This is a genomic window from Bradyrhizobium sp. Kon69, assembly GCF_055807515.1.
The window spans coordinates 23,180-42,141 of sequence record NZ_JBVVOS010000031.1 but is presented as its reverse complement, the minus strand read 5'-3'; the positions used below and the strand labels follow the sequence as shown (position 1 = coordinate 42,141).

Below are 18,962 nucleotides of genomic sequence, written 5' to 3'. Positions count from 1 at the left end.
CCGGGCTACGGTCCTTAACCGCCGCAAGCCGCAGAAACTGCTGCTTCCGTGAAATCCAAACATAAGTTGGGTTCGGAGGGAACTCTGGCCCGATGGGGCCGTTGAGCCCGTGATCCCCGAGCGTAGCGAGATCGAACCTCCGATCCTCGTCTGAATAACAACAGCAGCCGCGTTGTAAGCGCGGCTCGGCGCGAAGCGTCCTCCGTGCGAATCAACCGGAAACCTTCATGAACAGCCCCGATGTTCGCAATGCCATTCAGATCGACCGCGGCTCCAGCCTGGCGATCTGCAATGAAATAGGCGACCGCCTGCGGATCAAGCTTCGGGGCGAGCACGACCCATTGCCGCAACATCTGACGGCCCTGGTCGACCGGATTGCGCAGATCAGCAGCCATTCGAACCAGGCGACGCTCGTGATGACCTCCAGATCGGATCCAGCATGCTAGATTTTTCGAATGCATCTTTTACGCCTGAAACCATCGGCATCATGAAAACTGCGCTGGACACGGCGGTTGCGTCACTGCCGGCCCCGGTCAGCTCTGCGCATGTCAAGTCGATCGCGGAAACAATCCTTCGCACGGCGAAGGAGGGCGAGCGAGACCCCGCTGTCCTGGAGCGCATGGCGTTGATGGAGCTTCAGATCTCGCCGCGTGATTGATGCGGGTCCGCAAGCTTGCGTGCTGGCGCAGAACTGCTCGAATTGCCCTGCGGGCTCACCAATCCGGATCACCGTAATAGGGATCGACCATATAGGGCGGGGGCATCCAGGGTCCGCGCGACGGCCGGGGCCGCCGCGGTGCGGCCGCCTGCACGTGCGGCCGCGCAGGCGCAGCGGTCTCGTTGTTGATCGCGCTCCGCGGGACGGGTTTCGCGGATGCAGGTGCGGATGACGATGCGGACGGCGTCGTCAGCTCCTTTTGCAGCGCCTGGACCTGTGCGGCGAGGCGCGCATTGGCCGCCGCATCCTTTTCCTGCGCCGCCTTGAGCTGTTGAATGGTGTCGGCCTGCTCGCGCAGCGTCTGCTCGCTGCGGCTTTTCAGTTGCTCGAGTTTTCCGTTCATGTTCGCGAGCTCGCTGGTGATGGTCTTGAGCGATTGCGCGAGATCAGACGACGACGAGTCAGGGGCTGTGGCGCCCGTTGTTGATGCGTTGGGTCTTGAAGCGTCAAACCCTGCATTGCTCTCCGTGTCCTTGCCGGCCGGCGGCGCGGGCACCGTGCCGGGCTCATCCGCGGCAGCGAGTTGCACGGCCGGCGGTTGCGCCGGACTTTCGACCGCGGACGCATGCGGAGGCTCAGTCGCGGCCGGCGGAGCCCATCGCGCCATGATCGACCTGCTCATAGACCTGGCCTCGTCGCGATATTGCGAAGCGAAGGCGGCACTGAGAATGCCGATCGCCAGCACGAGGCCAACCAGAGCGCGCAGCATGGGCCGATCTCCCTTCAGGCCTTGGTTGCGAACCGTGCTATCCGGCACGGGCGCCGCGGCCTTGGGGGTCTTGTCCTCGGGAATCTTGTCCTTGGGAGCCTGGACAGTCTCCGCACCGGCGCTTGCTCGCGAGACCCGCGGGCTTTCGCTGCCGCGTTCCATTCCGGAAACCAGCCGGTCCAGCCGCGCAAGGTCTTGCTCCGCGCTCTTGATCCGGTCGTAGGCCCGCGCCAGCCCGCCTTCGGCGCGCTCTGCGTCCGGCTTGGGGGCGTCAGGCTTGGGCGCGTCAGGCTTGGGCGCGTCAGGCTTGGGCGCGTCTGGCTTGTGGTCGTCAGGTTTGGGGTCGTTCGTCTCGGGCACCGATGCGCTCTCGATTCCGTCGGGCGTCAATGGGAGTGCGGCAGTCCGATCGGAACGATAAGACTCGCCGCCGTCCAACACAACGCGCGTGCGAAGGAGAAATTATGGCGAGGCCTCGGGGTGGGGCGGTCGCGGGGTCTGCAACAGGCGCCCTTGATCTGGATCAAGCATGCGGCGCCCGACCGTCGCCACCGTGCAGACATTCATCGGAAGGAACACATGGTTCAGACAAGAGCGATCATCCTCGGTGCCTTCGCGGCCCTGCTGCTGGCCGTGCCGGTCAAGGCCCAGGTGCTGGTCGACGTTTCCAAGATCAGCTGCGACCAGTACATCACCCAGCGCATTACCCACATGCAGACCGTGAATGTCTGGCTCGCCGGGTTCTACGCCGGCCGCCGCAACAATCCCGTTGTGGACACGCAGGCGCTGAACAGGAACGGCAACAAGCTCTCGCGCTTCTGCGAGTCGCATCGCGAGATGCCGCTGCTGGACGCGGTCGAGGCCAATACGAAGTAGGGGCGGGGGGCGCGGGCGTTTGCGGTCGTGTCGGCCTGACCAGATCGCGCATCACGGCGACGCGCATGGAATCTACATCGACAGGTGAAGTGCACTGACACCGTCATCGCCGGCCATCAATAGCGACCGCCGTGGCCCTTTTGCTGCGTGATCCAGTCCGACAATGTCTTCGGTGTCGATCCCGCAGTCCGGCCCGGTGATGCCTTCGGATTGTCGCGAACGCCTTTCGTCGGACGGGTGCGCGGCGCTTCCATTCCGTTGACGCTCTTCGAGCCAGCCATAGATGCTTCCGCAGCTTCCTTCTCGAGGCGCAGCTGTTTCAATCGCGCCATCTTGATGCGCTCTGCCTCGACTGCGGGTCCTTCGGACAGCAGCGGCCTGTGGTGAGCGACCTCCGCCGGGACGATGACACCGATAATGGTTGTCTCGCCGAGCGCCTTGCAGGCTTCGAGCCGATGCAGTCCCTCGACCAGAACGAGGCGGTCTCCGTCGAGCCGGACGGAAATGGGTTCCTGTTGTCCGATGTCCAGCATACTTTCAGCGATCTCCCCGACGATCTCGGGCTTGATGGCTTTCTTCTGCTTCGTGGGAACGAAGATCCTCTCGATCGGGAAGCTTTCCGGTTTGGGCATAACGTCACTCCGCTTCTACCGGGCCCGTCGGAACCGATGCCGGCGGAGGTGGGAGTTTAGGGGGGAAGGGCTCGACCGCAAAGGTAATTTCGAGTGTTGGCTTGCGGCGTCCTGGCATTCGCGCGCGGGACCAAGCCTTGTGCGCGAGCATTTTTGTGAGCGATTAGGGTTGCTCGTGCGGAGCATGATACAGGAAAAACATCAACCAAAAGGAGCTTTTTGATCGGAGCTCCTCATGGGAAATTACATCCCGCACTTTAAGTCGGACGAAGCTCGTAGGATGGGTAGAGCGGAGCGAAACCCATCAACATCGATCGCCGAATGATGGGTTTCGCAAGGGCTCTACCCATCCTACGAGCCGCGACCAATACATGACCCCGCGCATTACCCTCATGCAGACCGTGAACGTCTGGCTCGCCGGGTTCTACGCCGGCCGCCGCAACAATCCCGTCGTGGACACGCAAGCGCTGACAAGAACGGCAACAAGCTCTCGCGCTTCTCCGAGTCGCATCGGGAGATGCCGCTGCTGGATGTGTTCGAGGTCAACACGAAGTAGAGGCGGGGCCGCCTAGCCTGGCTCGATTTCGCATAGGGGGACACGAGCCGAGCAGCTCGTGGGATGGGTTGAGCCTTGCGAAACCCATCGCGTCTGTCGCTCAGGTGGCGATGGGTATCGGCTTCGCTCCGCCCATCCTACGGGCTGGACCACCTTGATGGAAATTGCTCCGAAGGGCGTGCGCTGTCGCACGTCGAGACCTCCTCCATATAGGAACTTTCCGAAAAGATGCCAATTTACAAGGCACTTAGCGAGGTCGCTTTGGGCGAGGCGCGGCCACGACTCGCGGGAAAGTGGATGGACGCGCTGGCTTGAGCGAGGTAAGAAAATATTAACAAATCAGGAACAAGCAAGAAACGTGGCATCAGAGAGGCGGAGCAGATGAGCGCGATGACGTCTATGAAGGCTAAGATCGTGCGCGTGAAAGTTGAAGAAGGGAAGGCAGGTCTCTTCTATGCAACCAGCCCCGATCTTAAGGGATTGCTCGTGGCTGAACCCGACATCGACAAGCTGGATGTCGCGATCTCAAAAAGCATCGCAGACCTGTATGCGGCTTGTGGAGAGGCCGTCGTTGTCACCAAAGCCCAAGATGATGACCCAGAGTTCTTTCCTTGGGTAGCAATTCCTGCAGACCTCGCTAAGCGCGTTATGGAGCAGTCCCGATCCCCAAGTTCTTCTTAAGCACATCAATCGTCTCAACGCGTTGATCAGGTGTCATCGCGCCGGAGTCCGGTACGTTGTAGAACTCCCCAGCGGAGTTGGCCCAGACGTTTGGGACGTCAGTCGGCTTAAGGCCGAGACGGCGAGCGGCACGATAGTATTCTTCTTGCGTCATAGGTATCGTTCTCCGGGCAAAGAAAAAGGCGGCCCCATTTTCGGCGGCCGCCTCTTTCAGTCATCTACGCGATACGCATCTTCATGCGACGCGGTCGGGCCCCCAAAATCGTCCGACGCCACAATCAAAGTTCCACCGTCAACGACATAGCGCCCATAGCCAATGCGACGCATGTGTCCCTTCCGCACCAAGTACCCGACGGCGTTATAAACCTCCTTCGGATTGGCGCTCACTCCCTTCTCTGCGACACCCTCTCGGATATCTTGGACTGACCAGTCCTTTTTGCGTGGCAACAGCCTCACAACGGCGTCCAGTACATCGCCGGCCCGGGGTGTGGGGATTGGCCGCAAGATCTCGATGAGTTGGTCGAGCACATCCTTGCGATCCTCCTCGGACAGCATCTCGAAAGCCGAGTTCGCAATACCGCGCGCGATCTTTTCGATCCTCGCCCGATGCTCGCGATCAGCGTCTGATGATGTGTCAAGGAGGTGAACGTTCGACATGCCCGAGTATGCCATAGAGCAGACTTCGGGTCGAATCGTTTCAAAAGATATTATTCAAGTATGCATGTGTTTGCCAGTGCTAGCAACTGCGAGCGGCGCGGGCACTAAATCTAGGTGCTGGATATGTCATGCGGTTAGGCTAAAGTCTGTGGATATCCTACTCTCAGCAGCACTGCGACGGATGTTCGCTAAATGTTCTGTGACGCCGGGCGGAGGACCTGAGCGCGCCCCGGCTCAACGACGGAGACGGCGCAAATCTTCGCGGAAAATTACCTCATTTTGGAAAGGGTCGTCGTTTGGGCGACGCAGAAGCGCTGGAACAATTTCTTCGGAAGGGGTACGGCCGGATAAAGTGATCCCTGCGGCAACGAGGGCAATCACTGAGAAAAGCGCGGCCGCAAGGAGCCGCACTAGACCCGTAACAGACGCGCCCGACAGCCAGGCATCATACCCAATTGCAAGTGCTGAAAAAGCAAAGAACGAAAAAGCAGCGAGTCCAATGAGGAAAGACCACCAGTGTGTTTTCTCGAAAGTGGCGCTCACTTGGTACGGTGATCTCATGAGGCCTTTGATCGTCCCGTAGCATTGCAAATTCGTCGGCCAAGATTTTTGCTCAGTTCTGTCCGCAAGAAACTGAATTCCAAATCCGTCGTTTGGATCGAGAAAGTCAAACTCAAACGATACTCGCTTCTTTGCCGCGTCTATCAATGCGGTCGGGTTGGTACTCTCACGAGTAGTCCAGATCGGATTGATTTCAAGCACCTCGATGTCGCTTCGCCCGAATGCGAGTGGATCGAGGTTTGAAAGATCGTCCCTGTTGATGGTTATGTTTCCGCAATTCCAGACGTAGAGCGTGTATCGAAAAGGGTCTCTAAGTTGTTTGTCGCCATATCGAACGGTCAGGTCGTGAAAGTCCCCCTGATTATGGCCAAGATAGCTCGTTGTGAAGCTTGCGTAGCATAGCAGCTTGCGTGCTTGCGCTTTCTTGAAATAGGCGAAGGTAATTAGCCAGCTCAGAAGGCCACCTCCCACAAGGCCTGCGACGGCTAGCGCAATAGAAAAATAGATTGGGTCTTTGACGAGGCCATCCAACATTGCTGATCCTGCGCAGAAGAAATGGTCAAGCGACTTGATTGTTGCATTTAATAGCGTAAATCTTAGGTTGCAGTCAAAATTACAAATCGGGCGGCCCTTCGGCCGCCCTTTTTGAATTTATCGAAAAGCTCAGATGCGTGCAGCGATGGCCAGAGTTCATCCGCTATTGCATCCGTAACCCGTTGCATTCTCACAGGCTGAAAATCCAACATCGAACTCGCGATGGACGTCTACGCGTAAAGTACGTCCCCTGTCGGCGTATCCGACCGGAGCGATGAAAAACGCCTTAAATTAAGAGGTTTCGGCTCGTCTACGGTCCAGATGGAAGCGGTGCGCTAGGCGCCGGAATCGAACCGCTATTGACGTAACCCATATCAACCAAATCTAATCGGAGAACATCAATCCGATCGGACTGCTATGAAAATTGACCAACACTATTTCTCGAAAGAACCATCGCAGGGATTTCACTGCTTCCGCACCGACGCCGGGTACAGCTGGACGCTGACCAGCGCGTTCGGCCGACTGTTATCCGAGGCAGAAGACCGGTTTGGTTTGCGAGACATGGACTGGACGCCGGTCGGCATTGAGTTTTCCGACCGAGGCCCGCGCCTCTGGTATCCGGAAGGCCGGCGCCGTGTCTCCATCATGCTGGGCGACAATACGCGACAAGACCTCAACCGGGCCCTCTTTCAGCTTTCTCACGAAGTCATTCATGTCCTAGCTCCATCAGGAAGCGAAGACGCACCCGTGATCGAGGAAGGCGTGGCAACTTTGTTTTCGGACGAGGTTTCGGCCCGAAATGGATGGGGTTGGCACTCGAGCGAGGATAATTACAAGCGAGCGGCTAATTTGACCCGGAAATTGCTTGATGCCTACCCCGATGGCATCAAGCGCCTCCGCGAAAGGGAAATCAGCTTCGTTAAATTCACTCCAAGCCTCATCTCTGGCGTGTGCCCAGACCTTGACGCCAGCGTGGTGGAGGAGCTTTGCCGCCCCTTCGATCGCAGTCGATAAAACGACCCGTCATTGTTGCGGGAATGCGGCGGCGAGATCGCTGCAGCGGTAGATCGTTGCCCCGACCTGCTCGGGGTCCAAGGCGGGCTTCACGCCGGCGGCCTCAAGCTCCTTCTTGACCACCAGGTGGTGATGGCTCTGCTGGCGGGCGATCGCGAACAGGGTGACGAACTCGGCCTCGAACCGCTCGATCTCCTCGGTCGGCACGATGGTGATCGGGCAGCGATTGACGGGGTTGGTCGCGGTGACCGTACGCAGGTGGCCGCCGGCGATGAGCTTGCGGGTGACCTTGTCGGCGACGCGGAGCCTTTCGGCCAGCGCCTGACTGGTGAGGCCGTCAAGGTCGGCCCCGCGGACGAGGGCACGGACCTCTTCCAGGTCGACAAGAACGGACATGTAGCCGCGTTCGCCGGCGAGCTGAGCCTTGCGCGTCAGGCGGCCCTCCAGAATGGCCTGGACGATCTCGACGGAGCCGCAGCAGGCGGCCTTGGCCGCCGTCGGGATGTCGACCTGGCCGGCGTCTGCGGCCGGCACCGGCGCGGCGCCATCGAGCAGGCGGGCCAGGAAGGCGTCCAGGTCCTCGGGCGCGAACTGGTCGGCGGCGCCGTGGTCGGTCGCCTTGATCCGGGGGACCAGGATGCCGGAGCGGTAAAGCATGTCCCGCTGGACGCGGGGCGCGTTGAGGTAGGCGCCGGCGTCGCGGACGGACAGGGTGGCAGAGGCCGCGGTCTGGGCCAGGGCAACGGCGCTCTCGGCGTCGAACAAGCAGTTTCCGTCGGCAAGGTTTTCCGCATTCGGGGGCAGCATTCCCGCCGACGAGAGCAGCTTACGGAGGCGCTTCGGGTGCAGCCCGGTTGCCTTGGACAGGCTGCGGATCGAGTGCAGCCTGCGGGTTTCGACGGGCTTGCCGAACACGACGTCGCCGGGACCGACGGGGAAGCGGGCGCGGATGAAGTCGCCGACCAGGTCGCGCAGCGGGTCGTAGGACGCATCGTCCCGGTAGAATTCGAGGGTCTGGTAGATGCGGCCGAACACGGCCTGCGGCCCCTCGGTCGCCGCGCCGGAGTACGGGTACGTGGCACCCAGCGTTTCCAGAAAGGCATGGGCGCCGACCGCTCCCCCGGCGAGGATGTCGAAGCCAGCGCCCCCGGCGACGCGCCAGTCCTCGTCGGTCATGGTCTTCAGGTTGACGGTACGGCCGAAGGCGGCGACGGCGCCGAACAGGTCGCATGCCGCGATGGCGACGTGAAGAGGCAGGGTGTTGATCAAGCCGGTGCCGCCCGTGCCGCCGTCGACGCGGTCGCGAACATACGTCTCGAAGGTGGTGAGCGGGCGGGTACCGGCCTCGGCGACCAGACGAGGAAGAGCAGGCAGGACCTTGCCGACATGATGAGACCAGTCGTGCATCGTGCCGGGGGTCATGTCCTTGTCGACGATCACCAGCGGCGCCAGGTGGACCGCGCAGGTCTTCAAGGCCGCGATCTGCCAGCGGGCGCGCTGCGTAGCGGCGACCTGCGGGCGCGATTGCGGAGCAGCGGAGATGTCCTCCGCCAGGCACTTCGGGCAGACGAGGACGGCTCCGCGACGCAGGTTATCGCGGGTGAGCTCTTGACCCCGGTGGGTGTAGCGGCGCTCGGCGGTCTTGACGAAGGCATTCTCAGCCAGTGCGACCGCGTCGGCGCTGCCCTTGTAGGCGATGACGGCGAGGGCTTCGGGGGCGCCATCGACGACCTTCTGGAAGGTCGTACCCATGTCCAGGCAGAACTCGCGGGCCGGCAACCCGTGGAGTGTGGCCAGGCGTGACGCGAAGCTCGCGGGCGTTTCGCCGGCGCCGAGCGGGACGGTGTGGCGAAGCGGCTTCACGACTTGCTCCGGCGGTTCTTCTTGTGGGACGCGATCTGCGCCTCGGCCTTTTCCTCTTCTGCGTCGCCCGGGCGGACGAGGGTGGCGTCGATCGTGTGCCAGGCGTTGGCGAAGAAGACGTTCTGGTCGTCGGGCATCAGGTTGCGGTCGGCATAGGCGTTCTGGAAGTCGACCAGCTTCAGGGTCTTGCCGTCGCGATCGAGGGCGGCTTCGACGGCCTCGCCGAGGATTTCGAGGCTGATGCCCATTTCGTATTGACCGGCGTGGAGGAGCCGCCCCACCAGCATGGCGTCGTCGTCGATATCGACCTTCAGGCCGGCCGTGGCCGCATACTCGTTGATGGCGGCGTCGAGGAATTCAGCGTGCTCCGCGGCGGAGAGCTTGGAGAGGTACATGAAGCGGCAGCGGCGGCGGAGCTGGCGATCCTTGCGGACGAACGGCATCAGGTCGGGGATGCCGCTCAGGATGAGCTGCACCGGCCAGTCGAGCAGCATGATGTCCTTCAGCGTGTCGCGGACCTTCTGGACTTCGTCCTCGCTCAGCGCATGCAGCACGTGCTGGATGTCGTCGATGTGGAGGAACAGGATGCCGTGCAGCCGGAGCTGCTGGCGGACGCGCAGCCAAGCCTTGTTCTCGCGCAGATCCCGCTCGATTTCGTAGCCCAGCTTTTCCAGGATCCGCAGCGCGATCTGCAACAGGGTGCAGGGCGCAGGCGCCTGGATGCTGATCATGGGGCTCGGGGCTTCGACGATGCCGTAGTTCGGGAAGTAGGGGCTGTTGCGGAAGGTGCGCTGGACGAGCCGGGTCTTGCCGGCGCCGCTCGGGCCGACGATGACGAGGGCCTTGCCCGGCGCGCGGTTGTCGGCCGCGAAGGGCATGGACGGATCGACCCGCAACGCGGCGTTCAGTGCGAGGCGTTTGAGGTGGCGCGTCAGCGCCTCGTCCCGGTCGGACTCGACGTACATGCCCTTCACGGCTTCGATGCGACCGTTGCGCTTGCGGTCGTCGTCGGTCCAGAGCTCGCGGAGGTAGGCGGACGGGTCTGCGAAATGTTCGTTCATGTCAGGTCCTCTTCACGACCCACTTCCGGGTCGGTTTCTTCGGCGGTTCGGGCTGCGGCTTTTCGGGCCGCGTCCGCGATTTCGACTTGGCGGCTGGCTTGACGGCGGCTTCTTCGACGGCCGGCACATCGGGTTGGGAAGCCGGCGGGAGCTCGCGGACCGTATCGGCCGGCGGCGCCTTGGTGCCGACGGCAATGCGACGCGCGAGCACGTCGATCGGCCCCTCCTGCGGCTTGAGGGGCTCCTGGTAGTGGCGCACGGTCTGGTTCATCCGCATCCGGATCGCCTCGAGTTGCTCGCGGGACTTCGGCCGATAAAGGATGCTGAGGCGCTTGCGGGTCTCGGCGTCACCGTTCTGGGCGAATTCGATGGCGCGGTGGACGACCGGTTTGACCAACCTCTGCAGGTCTTGGTTCTGACGTCGCAGGTCGGCCAGGGCGGCGTCCCACACGGCGGCGCTCACGCCCTGCATGATCTTGGGGCCGACCACGGTTTTCCGTTCGCCATTGACGAGCAGCGAGATGGCGCCGAGGTCTTCGCCGTCGACTGTCACCTCGTAGTCCCGCTCGGGGACCTCCTGGAACAAATAGTCCGTCAGTGGCGAGCGGTACCAATTCCCGAAGATTTCGATGCCCTCGGCCTGCAGCACGACCGAGTACCGCTCGCCGAACGCCCGGCGGATGCGGTTCGGACCCGGGGGCACGGTGGGGGCGCGCTTTTTCGTGAGCTCGAGCCAGCGCTGGCGCGGCGTCTGGTTGCCCAGGCCGGCGTGCTTCGAGTTGTGATAGACGTCGACGACAAACCGCACGATCAGGGCGGCGAGCTCCTCCACCGTGACGCAGGCCCGCGCGAGGCTTTCGTACTTGCCGCGCACCTGCGGATTGGAGAACGCTCGGCCGGAAAAGCGCAGCAGCCCCTTGATGTCGAGGGTCTGGAAGAACCGTTCGATCTTGGGGCGCTGCTGAGGCGTGTTGATCTGGGGGCTTTTCAGGCGGATACCGAGATCGGTGCAGACGAATTCCGTCTGGGCGTTGAGCAGGGCGGACCCCTCGTCGATGACGAACGTGCCCATCGTGCCCCGGTATTCCCAGGGCGTTTCGCAGCCGATACTGCGCGCCAGCGCCGTCTTGTCCGACAGGCACATCCGGAGCAGTTGCTTGGTGTTGGACGCGCCGGTGCTGAGCGCGAGCGTCATCGCTGGAATGACCCGCGTCGTGCAGCAGATCGCCGCGCTGAAGACGCACCGCTTCTTCGGGGCGGCTTCCCGCAGTTCCGGGCTGATTGCGTGCCAGATCGCCGGCAGCTCCATGACCAGCGTGTGGAGGTCCGTTTTCCAGTCGTCCGCTTCGACCCGCTCCATGGGGTAGACGAGATCCTGAACGCCGCCCTTCGACGGGTGGAAGAAGCGCACCGCGACTTCTTCGCCCTTGCGGGCGGCGATCACGTCGAAAGGCGGCAGCCGGCGGATTTCGACGCGCAGAAGATCGATGGCGGGGCAGGTGAGCAGCGAGACGCCGCGCCCGTCCATGTGCTCCTTGAAATCCTTGGTCACGCGCGCGAGGTCGATGCCTGCGTAGTCGGCCGGATCGAGCCCGGCTGCTTCGATGCGCTCGCGATTAATCTTCGCGAATTCCTTCTCCATGTCGCCCCATTGATGGACGATGGTCGGGGCTTCGCGGCTGAGATACCCGTAGACGAAATCCATCAGGATCTGCCGTTCTTCCCAGCCGTACCGCTCACCGTAGCGACCGCACAGGTGATACTGGTTGACCAGGCCGAGCGGGCCCATTTCGAGATAGTTGTCGACCCACTCGAGGAAGCGCTTCGGTCCGACGAGCTTGAACGGCGCCTTCGCCATCCGGCCGCCTCGGCTCGGCGGCGTCGGGAAAAGGTCGGTCTGCATCTTCGCGAGCACCCGGCCGAGGTTCTGCCGGTACCGCGAAGCGGCGCCCCGGGCCTTCATCGCCAGGAACGCCTTGATTGCGACGAGCTTGTTGGCGACCAGTTCGCGTTCTTCGTCGCCGAGATCGGCGATCATGTCTTCGTCGCTGTGGAGTTTGCCCGCGGCCCTGCCGGGCTCAGTGCCGAGGTGGTCGATGTCGAATTCGTAGCCGTCCTTGAGGAGGTCGAATTCCTCGAAGGTCAAGGTGATCTCGCGTTTGGGCAGCGAAACGGTCTCGAACAGGAAGCCGCTCTTGTCGACCTTCTTTCGCAGACACGGCTCTCCCATGATGCTGGCGATGGCGGTATCGCCGACATGCCAGCGTAAAGCCTGCCTGGAACGCGGCGGCTTCGGAGGGAGGAGATCGTGGGCGCGCTGAAGCATCGGTGGCTCAGGCCTTGCGCTTCCGCTTCGGCCCGACGACCGCGAGATTGTCGTCCAGCCTGCCGTATTCGACCGGCTTGAGCTTGCCGTCGGCGATCGCACGGACGACGGCGTCGAATGCGTAGCCGTCCAGTCCGGACTTGGCCGTCAGCTCGCCGATGGTGGTCTCGCCTTTGAAGTTACGGATGAGCCGGGCAACGACGGCGTCGTCCTGCGGCCAGGGATCGCGCCGGGCGTGATGGATGACCTTGGCGTTGAAGAGGTCGGTGAGGGAGAGATCCAGGTCGGTGAAGAGCAGGGTCCAGTCGGCGAGGGACGGCGGGATCTGCTCGGCCGTCAGTTCGACGACGCGGTCGATGCCCGTCTTTTCCACCAGAGCGAACGGTTTCGCCGCGACCAGGCCGCTAGTGCCGTCCATCATCCGCAGCTTGAAATCGAACGTGTGCCGCTGTCGGATTCCCTGATCGTTGACGAAGATCACGGTCGGCGGCTGCTCGGCGATCTCGGCGACGTCGGGCCGCATCGTGGCGAGCAACGCGAAATTCAGCTCGAGTTCGGCTTCGTACCAGACCTTGCGTCCGTCGAAGAAATCCCAGCCGTGGACCGAGATCGCCGAATGCAGCGAAATCGGGCGGCTCGACAGGCTGGGCAGCATCTCCGGCAGCACGTCGGGCTCCGGCCGCGGGTCCCGCAGCGACGGATCGGGCATGAAATACTGTTCGTGAATCATCGCTGTCGACATCGGTGGTCTGCCTCCGGGCAATGCTCCGCCGTCGCCGGAAAACGAGGTCCCGGACGTGGGCGGTGAATTACGTGGATCTGTGGAAGAGGGGCCCCAGAGCGACCTTGCCAACCCGCTACCGAGCTGATCTGGTGCGGGTGCTTGTTGGTGGGTCGCTCTGGGGTTTTCTCTTCCGAGGAAACTATCTCTGCTTTCCCCAATCGAACCGCGGTCCTTGCAGGGGCCGCGGTTTTCGTTTGGGAGGTCGCTTTCTCCTTTTCGCTGGTTTGACCGTGCCCGAGTGCGATCGCCCCGGGCAAGAAACTTGTTCTTCCGCCGATTCCGCGCTTGACGACAGTTTCGACGCCGATCCTGCTAACGGATCGCAAAAAGCATTAACTACGTTCGAGGCCGCGGAAGCGGTGTTTGTGAAAACCGCCTCCAGACGAGTCCTTGAAAAATCCGCCAGGACACGACGGGTCGGCAGCCGCCGGGCGAAGCTCGGCGGGTCAGGTTTTCAACACGTCGTCCACAGCCATTATGCTGCTGCGTCTATGTCGGCTTCCACTATGGCCCCCTTAGCCTGCCCCAACGGACGTCCGGATCGGCGTCGAGAATGATCTCCTGGACCCGGTCGAAGTCGTCGGGCCACCGGTGTTGGACCAGCGTGCAGGCGAATTCCGCCCTCTGGGTCCAGAGCTCGCTGTCGCGCATGCAATGCGCGGCGATCGCATAAGTCCGCGGGTCGAGCGCGGTGATCTCGATCGGACGGGTGTCCCGGCTGAACGTCAGGCCCTTGGTGCCCGGCCCCCGGAGCATGTCCTTGAGTTCGTGGTGAGCATCGCCGTCGAGCCGCCGGACGAAGTAGGTCGGCAGGAAGACCTCGGCCAGCATCCGCCTCTCGCGCTTCGTCCGGATCAGGTACCGGTCGTCGTCGTATTTCCAGGTCGCGCCCTCGTCGTCGACGTCGCAGGCCTCCGCGATCTCCTCCAGATTGAGGGTTTCGAGGTCCTCGGTCCGGGCCACAAACTGCAGGTGCTGGTCCTTCACGAGTGGCGTCGGCGCCATGATGCCGGAGGCGCTTTCGTAGGCCAGCAGGGCGCTGCCGCCGAACAGGGACACCCGGCTGGAAGCTCCCGTGTACCAGAACCAGTCGAGCGTCTCGGCCAGGCGTCCGTGCAGCCGGGCCACGCCGTAGGCCTTCGCCAGCTTGCAGGACAAGAGGACGTCCTCCCGCAGCTCCCGCCGGATGCGGCGAGCCTTCAGCACGGTGCTCTCGAACTGTTCGAAAATAGCTTCGGTCTCCGGGCTGCGCCGTCCGAGGGATTTGACCTTCTGCTTGCCGTCCTGGCGCGTGTAGCGCGTCAGATATTCGATGCCGTCGATGGTCCGCCAGGCCATGCCGCCGCCGTCGGAGGCGGCCAGCACCTGCAGCGAGTGGCCGAACTCGGGCCACAGCTGCTCGATCCGGGCGAATTGCTCCGCCTGGGCGCTATTCAGCTGAACGAGTTCGATGTCTTCTTCAGTTTCCATGGAATTCCAAATAAGCTATCAGGGGTTCCGTGTCAACGGGGTTCATGCGCACATGTGCACCTCCCGTTGCCGGGTCGGACTGGGCGTGCATCATGGTTAAGACAGGCGAATCAGGGGTTGCGGGTGGCGAAGGCGGGCAAACCGAAGGCGGTACGTAAGAGCCGGAGCGGACCTCGTGCGCCCGAAGGAAAGGCTCCCTTGCAGGTCCTGATCGACGAAGAAACGATCATAAAAACCAAGCTCAAGGTGATACCCGACAAGACGAGCGTCTCGGCTGTGGTCGAGGAGCTGTTGCAGGGATGGCTGGACGGCACCTACAATCTGAAAGATTAGCGTAACCGCGAGCCCCATCGTCGCCATGCAGCATTATGCCGGTCTCGGCTTCCGCTTCTGAGCCTCCCTCCATGCTTGGTCGCGATTTCGTAGTTCCTTCTTCGACGTCTGCTTTCGCGTATCGCTTACCGTTTTTGTCGCGCCCTCGAGTAAATCCGAACTGCGAGGCGAGTCAGCACCACGACCTTGCGACCACGCCGTCAGATACCTGACCAGTCTGGGATATTCGCGCGCGCAATATTTAACCGCGCGCAAAATTTCGCGGCGATCGTGAGGCCGCTCCCGAACGAGATGCTGAAGCAGTATATCGGTAGCGCTCTCTCGGTACGAAAGGGCTGATGGATTGTCCCAGGCATACCGCAGAAATTCGGCTGCCACCCGGATATGCGACGTCATTTCCGCCGTCGCTCCACCGAGCATTTTGACGACCTGCCCAAAGAAATAACCCGGACATTTGCCCGCGTCCGCATCCATTAAGGCGGCACGTATAAGGACCTGCCCCGATACGCATACGTAGTTGTGCCCGGCGCCGATCAGATGCGCGGTCCACTGCGTATAGGTCTCGGCGTTGATCTTGTTGCGGTCCGCAGCAACCATGAACACCGGCTGCAGCCAAGTGTTGCGGTCGATCCCGCAGCAACCACTGAATCCCCTGGTCGGCATATCGTCCGTGACCAGCAGGAGCCCCTTTTGCAGGGCGACGACAGAGCTGTCGAAAACGCCACCCGGACCGTCCCGCAGGAAGTCCCTAAGAGACTGTGGCGCCTTTTCAGGCACGACCAACGGACATACCACCGCATGCGTCCTGGCCCATTCGATAGCCCGGTCGATGTCCGCAAGCGCCTGCTGGATGTGCTCAGGGGCGACCTCGGTGATGGCCATTTTGCCGTCGCGGTAGCTGGCGCCCTTATAGCCCCTTTCGGCGGAATGACTGATGCGCTCTCGGCGGGCCAGAAGCTGGTCCATGGTGCTCTGCGCGATGTGAACCAGGCCGCATACATCGACTACAGACCCAAGAGCACCGAGACGCCAACACGTCCAGAACGCATGAAGGTCCAAGACGCAGCCTTGGCCGAGGTTGGCGACAATCGCGGCCACCGCCGCGTTCCTCTCTCCCTGCGTGCCGGAAGCCACCTTCAGGCGGAGCTCTTGAGCCGCCAGACCTTCTGCGACATCGATGGTGTCACAACCGGTCCTTTGGGCGAGGACGGCCAGTGGCCATGGTGCCTTTTTGTAGCTTTCCTGCTCCTGCTCGATCCAGTCGTGCTTTGCCTTGAGCTCCTCAAGCAACGGCGCCAGGCCCTCAGGTGTCGAAACATCGACCGGTATGGACCGAATGGCGGCGACCGTTGGAAATCGCGCTTCGTGGTGGTTGAGGACGAAATGGTGCTTGGCCACATACTTGTGCCGGATAAGCCGGATCGTTCCGACTTTACCGTTCACCGGGTTGGTGAACTGCGCCCCGACGATCAGGCCAGTGATCGCCTGGACCAACGGGTGATCTGGCTCCCACGAATCCTCGTCGAGCCGACGCAGCGCGCCGTCTGGTTCGACGACGATGAACTGCTTCTCGCCGCTTTCGTACTCGATGTCGACGCCGGTGTTCTCGCCGACGACATCGACGTCCCAAGCGCCTTTGACCTCCCCAAGCTTTGTTCCTTCCTGCAGGACCAGCCCGTGGAAGCAAAGCCATGCTTGAGAGACCTCCCTGTTCTCGAGAAACAGCTTGTAGGCATAGGCGACCGCCCGCTCCGTGTGGCCGAAATGACCCAGTAGGCTCGCGATCCGGAATTTGTCGCTCAGTCGGCTGATCGCGAGCCGCTCGATCGGCCGCTCAAGCTCCTGCAGCACCTCGTCGACGTTGTCGGATCGCAGCGAGATTTCGATCTTCAGGAGCCGCGCTGCGGCACTATCAGGCTGGGCGCGTAGCAGCGTTTCGACCGCTCGGCGCGACTCCGGCAAGTCGCCGATGTTCCAGGAATGGGTGGCCAGCAGCCAAAGGATCTCGGGGTCGTTCCGCACATCGGATGAGGCGCTCGCAAGACAATCGCGAAACGCCTCATCCCGGCGGGCTTCGACTAGACAGCTAAGGTACAGGCGGGTCGCCGGATTCAGAACCTGCAAATCAGCGACTGGCTCGATGAGCTTGGCCGCTTCGGCCGGCAGGCCCTGATTCCGCATTTCGTCAGCGACCAGGTAGCGCGACACGTTGTTGGCCAAGGTGAAGTCGCCGGAGGCAAGCTCAATCAGCCGTGCATGCCTTTCCTTCTCATCGGTGCCGGTCTGGGCGTCTCGCCGGAGCTGAAGGAGATCCGCCAGCAGTTTTCCGTTGGGCAAGCTGGCGAGCCCTGCGATGGCAGAATCTACGCGTGCGTAATCCCTAACCCGAAGGCCCAAGTCTCCGAGGATGCGCCATTTCAATTCGGCCAGATGATGATCCTCGCCGGCGGCATCGATATCCTCGACTAGCTTGATCGCCTCCCTGGTGTCTCGGCGGGCCACCATCTCTGCTGCAAGCAAGCGACTTTCACGATCCTGAACATTCCGGAGGGTGACCTCGGCGGCGTCGAACCGGTTTTGCGCGGCTTGAGCCAGAGCCAAGAGCCGCCTCAGATGCGGCTGGTCCGGGAGCGCCGGCAGCGCACGGGCGAGGAGAGCTTCGCAATCGGCCTGACGGCCCGTCAAACGAAGCAAGACTGCGGCGTTGTTAACGTACGCCATCAGGTCATATTGATCAGCGTAAGCACTGGCTAGACAGGCGTCTGCCATAGCCAGGGTTTCGTCCGCGGCACGCTCAAGATCCGTGCGACTGACGATCCCCGGCTTCCCGACAAAGACGTCGGGTCCCAGCGCCAGTTCAAGAACGGCGATAGCATCGAGCCGCCTGAACTCGGGGAGATCGAGATGGTTGCGCGCCAACTCCCTCGTCCTCTCGGCCCAGTCCGGCGCGTTCCGCTTCCGCAGAAACTCCGCGAGCCCCAAATCCGCGTGAACGGAGCCGACAAGGTCGACAGGGATCAACGTCTCCGGATCTCCCTGCCATGACGAGCGCGCGGCCGCCTGGAGCAGGTAAGATACGGCTTGATCGGACCGGGGCGTCGAATCCAACGCGACCTTGGCCAACTCCATTGCTTCTTCGTGCCGGCCCATGATCGTTCTGGCCAAGGCGAGGTTAGCGATGGCGTTGCAATCGTTAGGGCGGATCGAATACGCCCTCTCAAAGTGGGCAGCCGCCTCGTCGTGCCTTCCGAGGTTGATTGCCACGGACCCAAGATTGGTTTCGATCCTGAAATCAGCCCACGGCTTGCCCGACAGGTCCTCCTTCGACTTCAGCTCCAGCAGACCTTCCTTCGCATGCACGAACGCGTTCTTGGTGCGGAACAAGTCCCGCCAAAGATCGATTTTGGCATGGAGCGCGGGGTCCTCTGAACTGTCGGTTGGCGCCTTCACATCTGCCGGGACAAGGGCTTGGGCGGCAGGGAGGACGCGCGCCACGGCCTCGGCGATTGCCAAGACAGATGCAGAATCAAGCTTCATCGACTGAGCCGCGGTCGATGCAATGGCGGCAGGGAAAAAGTACGGGAGTGCCGCCTGATGCTGGCAGATCTTGAGCTCGAGGTCGGACCAAGAGTAGAGGATGACCTTCAGGTCATGCCCCTCGGCGCGAAGCTCGGCTTCGACTTCAAGAGCCGCGTCCGTAGCTCTGGCGTCACTGGGGCAGGTCGTGGCGAAGATAATTTCCTTGAGCCCTGCCTTGATCGACAGCGCGTCCCTGCAGTCCTTCAGTATCGCCGCCTTTTTCAGCGGCTTGTCGTATCGACGACACTGGATGCCGACGAAATGATCGTGAACCCCATCGCGCCTCCCAAGAACATCGATCCCGAGCTGCTTTTGACCATTGCGGCCGTATTCCTGCGCGTGCGGATCGTTCAGCTCGGCTTGAAATAGGGCCACGCAGCCGCGCTGGAAGTCTTGCCAGTCTTTCGGCTTTGGAATCTCTTGCCCAGCCGTGACGCTGAACGACGGCAACGGCGGGTGGACAGGAAGCCCTGTCAGCTGGGGCGGGTCTTGGCGCTCAGACATACGCAAACGGGTTTCACAGTTCACATCGAACCAAGACGCCCAAGAAACGAGATCTCTGCGTCTCAGAGAGATGATTCATGATTCGTTCGGTTAACCAGTTCGCG

The 18,962-nt window shown here is 62.0% G+C and carries 16 protein-coding genes; 6 read left to right on the top strand and 10 right to left on the bottom strand.

Annotation, left to right across the window (positions count from 1 at the left end; genetic code table 11):
• Positions 1-227 precede the first annotated feature (227 nt).
• The gene (locus AC0L3U_RS31980; protein WP_456764551.1) at positions 228-446 is read left to right on the top strand and encodes a hypothetical protein; all 219 of its coding nucleotides are present in this window, start codon (positions 228-230) and stop codon (positions 444-446) included.
• On the top strand, positions 440-658 hold the full coding sequence (locus AC0L3U_RS31975; RefSeq protein WP_027517660.1) for a hypothetical protein: 219 nt from the start codon (positions 440-442) through the stop codon (positions 656-658). The genes AC0L3U_RS31980 and AC0L3U_RS31975 overlap by 7 nt, the downstream gene beginning before the upstream one ends.
• A 55-nt stretch (positions 659-713) precedes the next feature.
• Here AC0L3U_RS31975 and AC0L3U_RS31970 read toward each other — a convergent pair whose 3' ends face one another.
• Positions 714-1,787 (bottom strand): hypothetical protein, encoded by a 1,074-nt coding sequence (locus tag AC0L3U_RS31970; protein WP_473364374.1) that lies wholly within the window; start codon positions 1,785-1,787, stop codon positions 714-716.
• Between the two features lie 219 nt (positions 1,788-2,006).
• Here AC0L3U_RS31970 and AC0L3U_RS31965 point away from each other — a divergent pair, with 219 nt between their 5' ends.
• Positions 2,007-2,303: an HdeA/HdeB family chaperone gene (locus AC0L3U_RS31965; protein WP_473287017.1), complete on the top strand. Its 297-nt coding sequence runs from the start codon at positions 2,007-2,009 to the stop codon at positions 2,301-2,303.
• A 116-nt stretch (positions 2,304-2,419) separates the two neighbouring features.
• Here AC0L3U_RS31965 and AC0L3U_RS31960 read toward each other — a convergent pair whose 3' ends face one another.
• Positions 2,420-2,935, bottom strand: coding sequence for a ParB N-terminal domain-containing protein (locus tag AC0L3U_RS31960; protein ID WP_473364373.1), 516 nt, complete (start codon positions 2,933-2,935; stop codon positions 2,420-2,422).
• A 937-nt stretch (positions 2,936-3,872) separates the two neighbouring features.
• On the opposite strand from AC0L3U_RS31960, the gene AC0L3U_RS31955 reads away from it, so the two are divergent.
• Positions 3,873-4,172 (top strand): hypothetical protein, encoded by a 300-nt coding sequence (locus tag AC0L3U_RS31955; protein ID WP_473364372.1) that lies wholly within the window; start codon positions 3,873-3,875, stop codon positions 4,170-4,172.
• Between the two features lie 210 nt (positions 4,173-4,382).
• Here the strand turns inward: AC0L3U_RS31955 and AC0L3U_RS31950 are convergent, their stop codons facing one another.
• Positions 4,383-4,829 (bottom strand): hypothetical protein, encoded by a 447-nt coding sequence (locus tag AC0L3U_RS31950; RefSeq protein ID WP_473364371.1) that lies wholly within the window; start codon positions 4,827-4,829, stop codon positions 4,383-4,385.
• 234 nt (positions 4,830-5,063) lie between these two features.
• Positions 5,064-5,924 carry a hypothetical protein gene (locus AC0L3U_RS31945; protein WP_473364370.1) on the bottom strand — a complete coding sequence of 287 codons (861 nt, stop codon included), beginning with the start codon at positions 5,922-5,924 and terminating at the stop codon, positions 5,064-5,066.
• A gap of 417 nt (positions 5,925-6,341) precedes the next feature.
• Between AC0L3U_RS31945 and AC0L3U_RS31940 the strand changes: the two genes are divergently transcribed.
• A complete protein-coding gene (locus tag AC0L3U_RS31940) occupies positions 6,342-6,938 on the top strand; it encodes a hypothetical protein (RefSeq protein ID WP_473364369.1) in 597 nt (198 codons plus the stop codon).
• A gap of 9 nt (positions 6,939-6,947) precedes the next feature.
• Here AC0L3U_RS31940 and AC0L3U_RS31935 read toward each other — a convergent pair whose 3' ends face one another.
• From AC0L3U_RS31935 to AC0L3U_RS31915, 5 genes are all read right to left on the bottom strand, one after another.
• Entirely contained in the window at positions 6,948-8,801 is a 1,854-nt protein-coding gene (locus AC0L3U_RS31935; RefSeq protein ID WP_473364368.1) for a TniQ family protein, read from the bottom strand.
• On the bottom strand, positions 8,798-9,862 hold the full coding sequence (locus tag AC0L3U_RS31930; RefSeq protein WP_473364367.1) for a TniB family NTP-binding protein: 1,065 nt from the start codon (positions 9,860-9,862) through the stop codon (positions 8,798-8,800). The genes AC0L3U_RS31935 and AC0L3U_RS31930 overlap by 4 nt, the downstream gene beginning before the upstream one ends.
• Position 9,863: 1 nt before the next feature.
• Positions 9,864-12,008: an integrase gene (locus AC0L3U_RS31925; RefSeq protein ID WP_473364366.1), complete on the bottom strand. Its 2,145-nt coding sequence runs from the start codon at positions 12,006-12,008 to the stop codon at positions 9,864-9,866.
• A 187-nt stretch (positions 12,009-12,195) separates the two neighbouring features.
• Entirely contained in the window at positions 12,196-12,930 is a 735-nt protein-coding gene (locus AC0L3U_RS31920; protein WP_473364365.1) for a hypothetical protein, read from the bottom strand.
• A 546-nt stretch (positions 12,931-13,476) separates the two neighbouring features.
• Entirely contained in the window at positions 13,477-14,442 is a 966-nt protein-coding gene (locus AC0L3U_RS31915; RefSeq protein ID WP_473364364.1) for a hypothetical protein, read from the bottom strand.
• Between the two features lie 123 nt (positions 14,443-14,565).
• Here AC0L3U_RS31915 and AC0L3U_RS31910 point away from each other — a divergent pair, with 123 nt between their 5' ends.
• On the top strand, positions 14,566-14,775 hold the full coding sequence (locus AC0L3U_RS31910; RefSeq protein WP_473364363.1) for a hypothetical protein: 210 nt from the start codon (positions 14,566-14,568) through the stop codon (positions 14,773-14,775).
• A 33-nt stretch (positions 14,776-14,808) separates the two neighbouring features.
• Here AC0L3U_RS31910 and AC0L3U_RS31905 read toward each other — a convergent pair whose 3' ends face one another.
• Positions 14,809-18,858, bottom strand: a complete 4,050-nt coding sequence (locus AC0L3U_RS31905; RefSeq protein WP_473364362.1) for a PIN domain-containing protein — start codon at positions 18,856-18,858, stop codon at positions 14,809-14,811.
• Between the last annotated feature and the right edge of the window lie 104 nt (positions 18,859-18,962).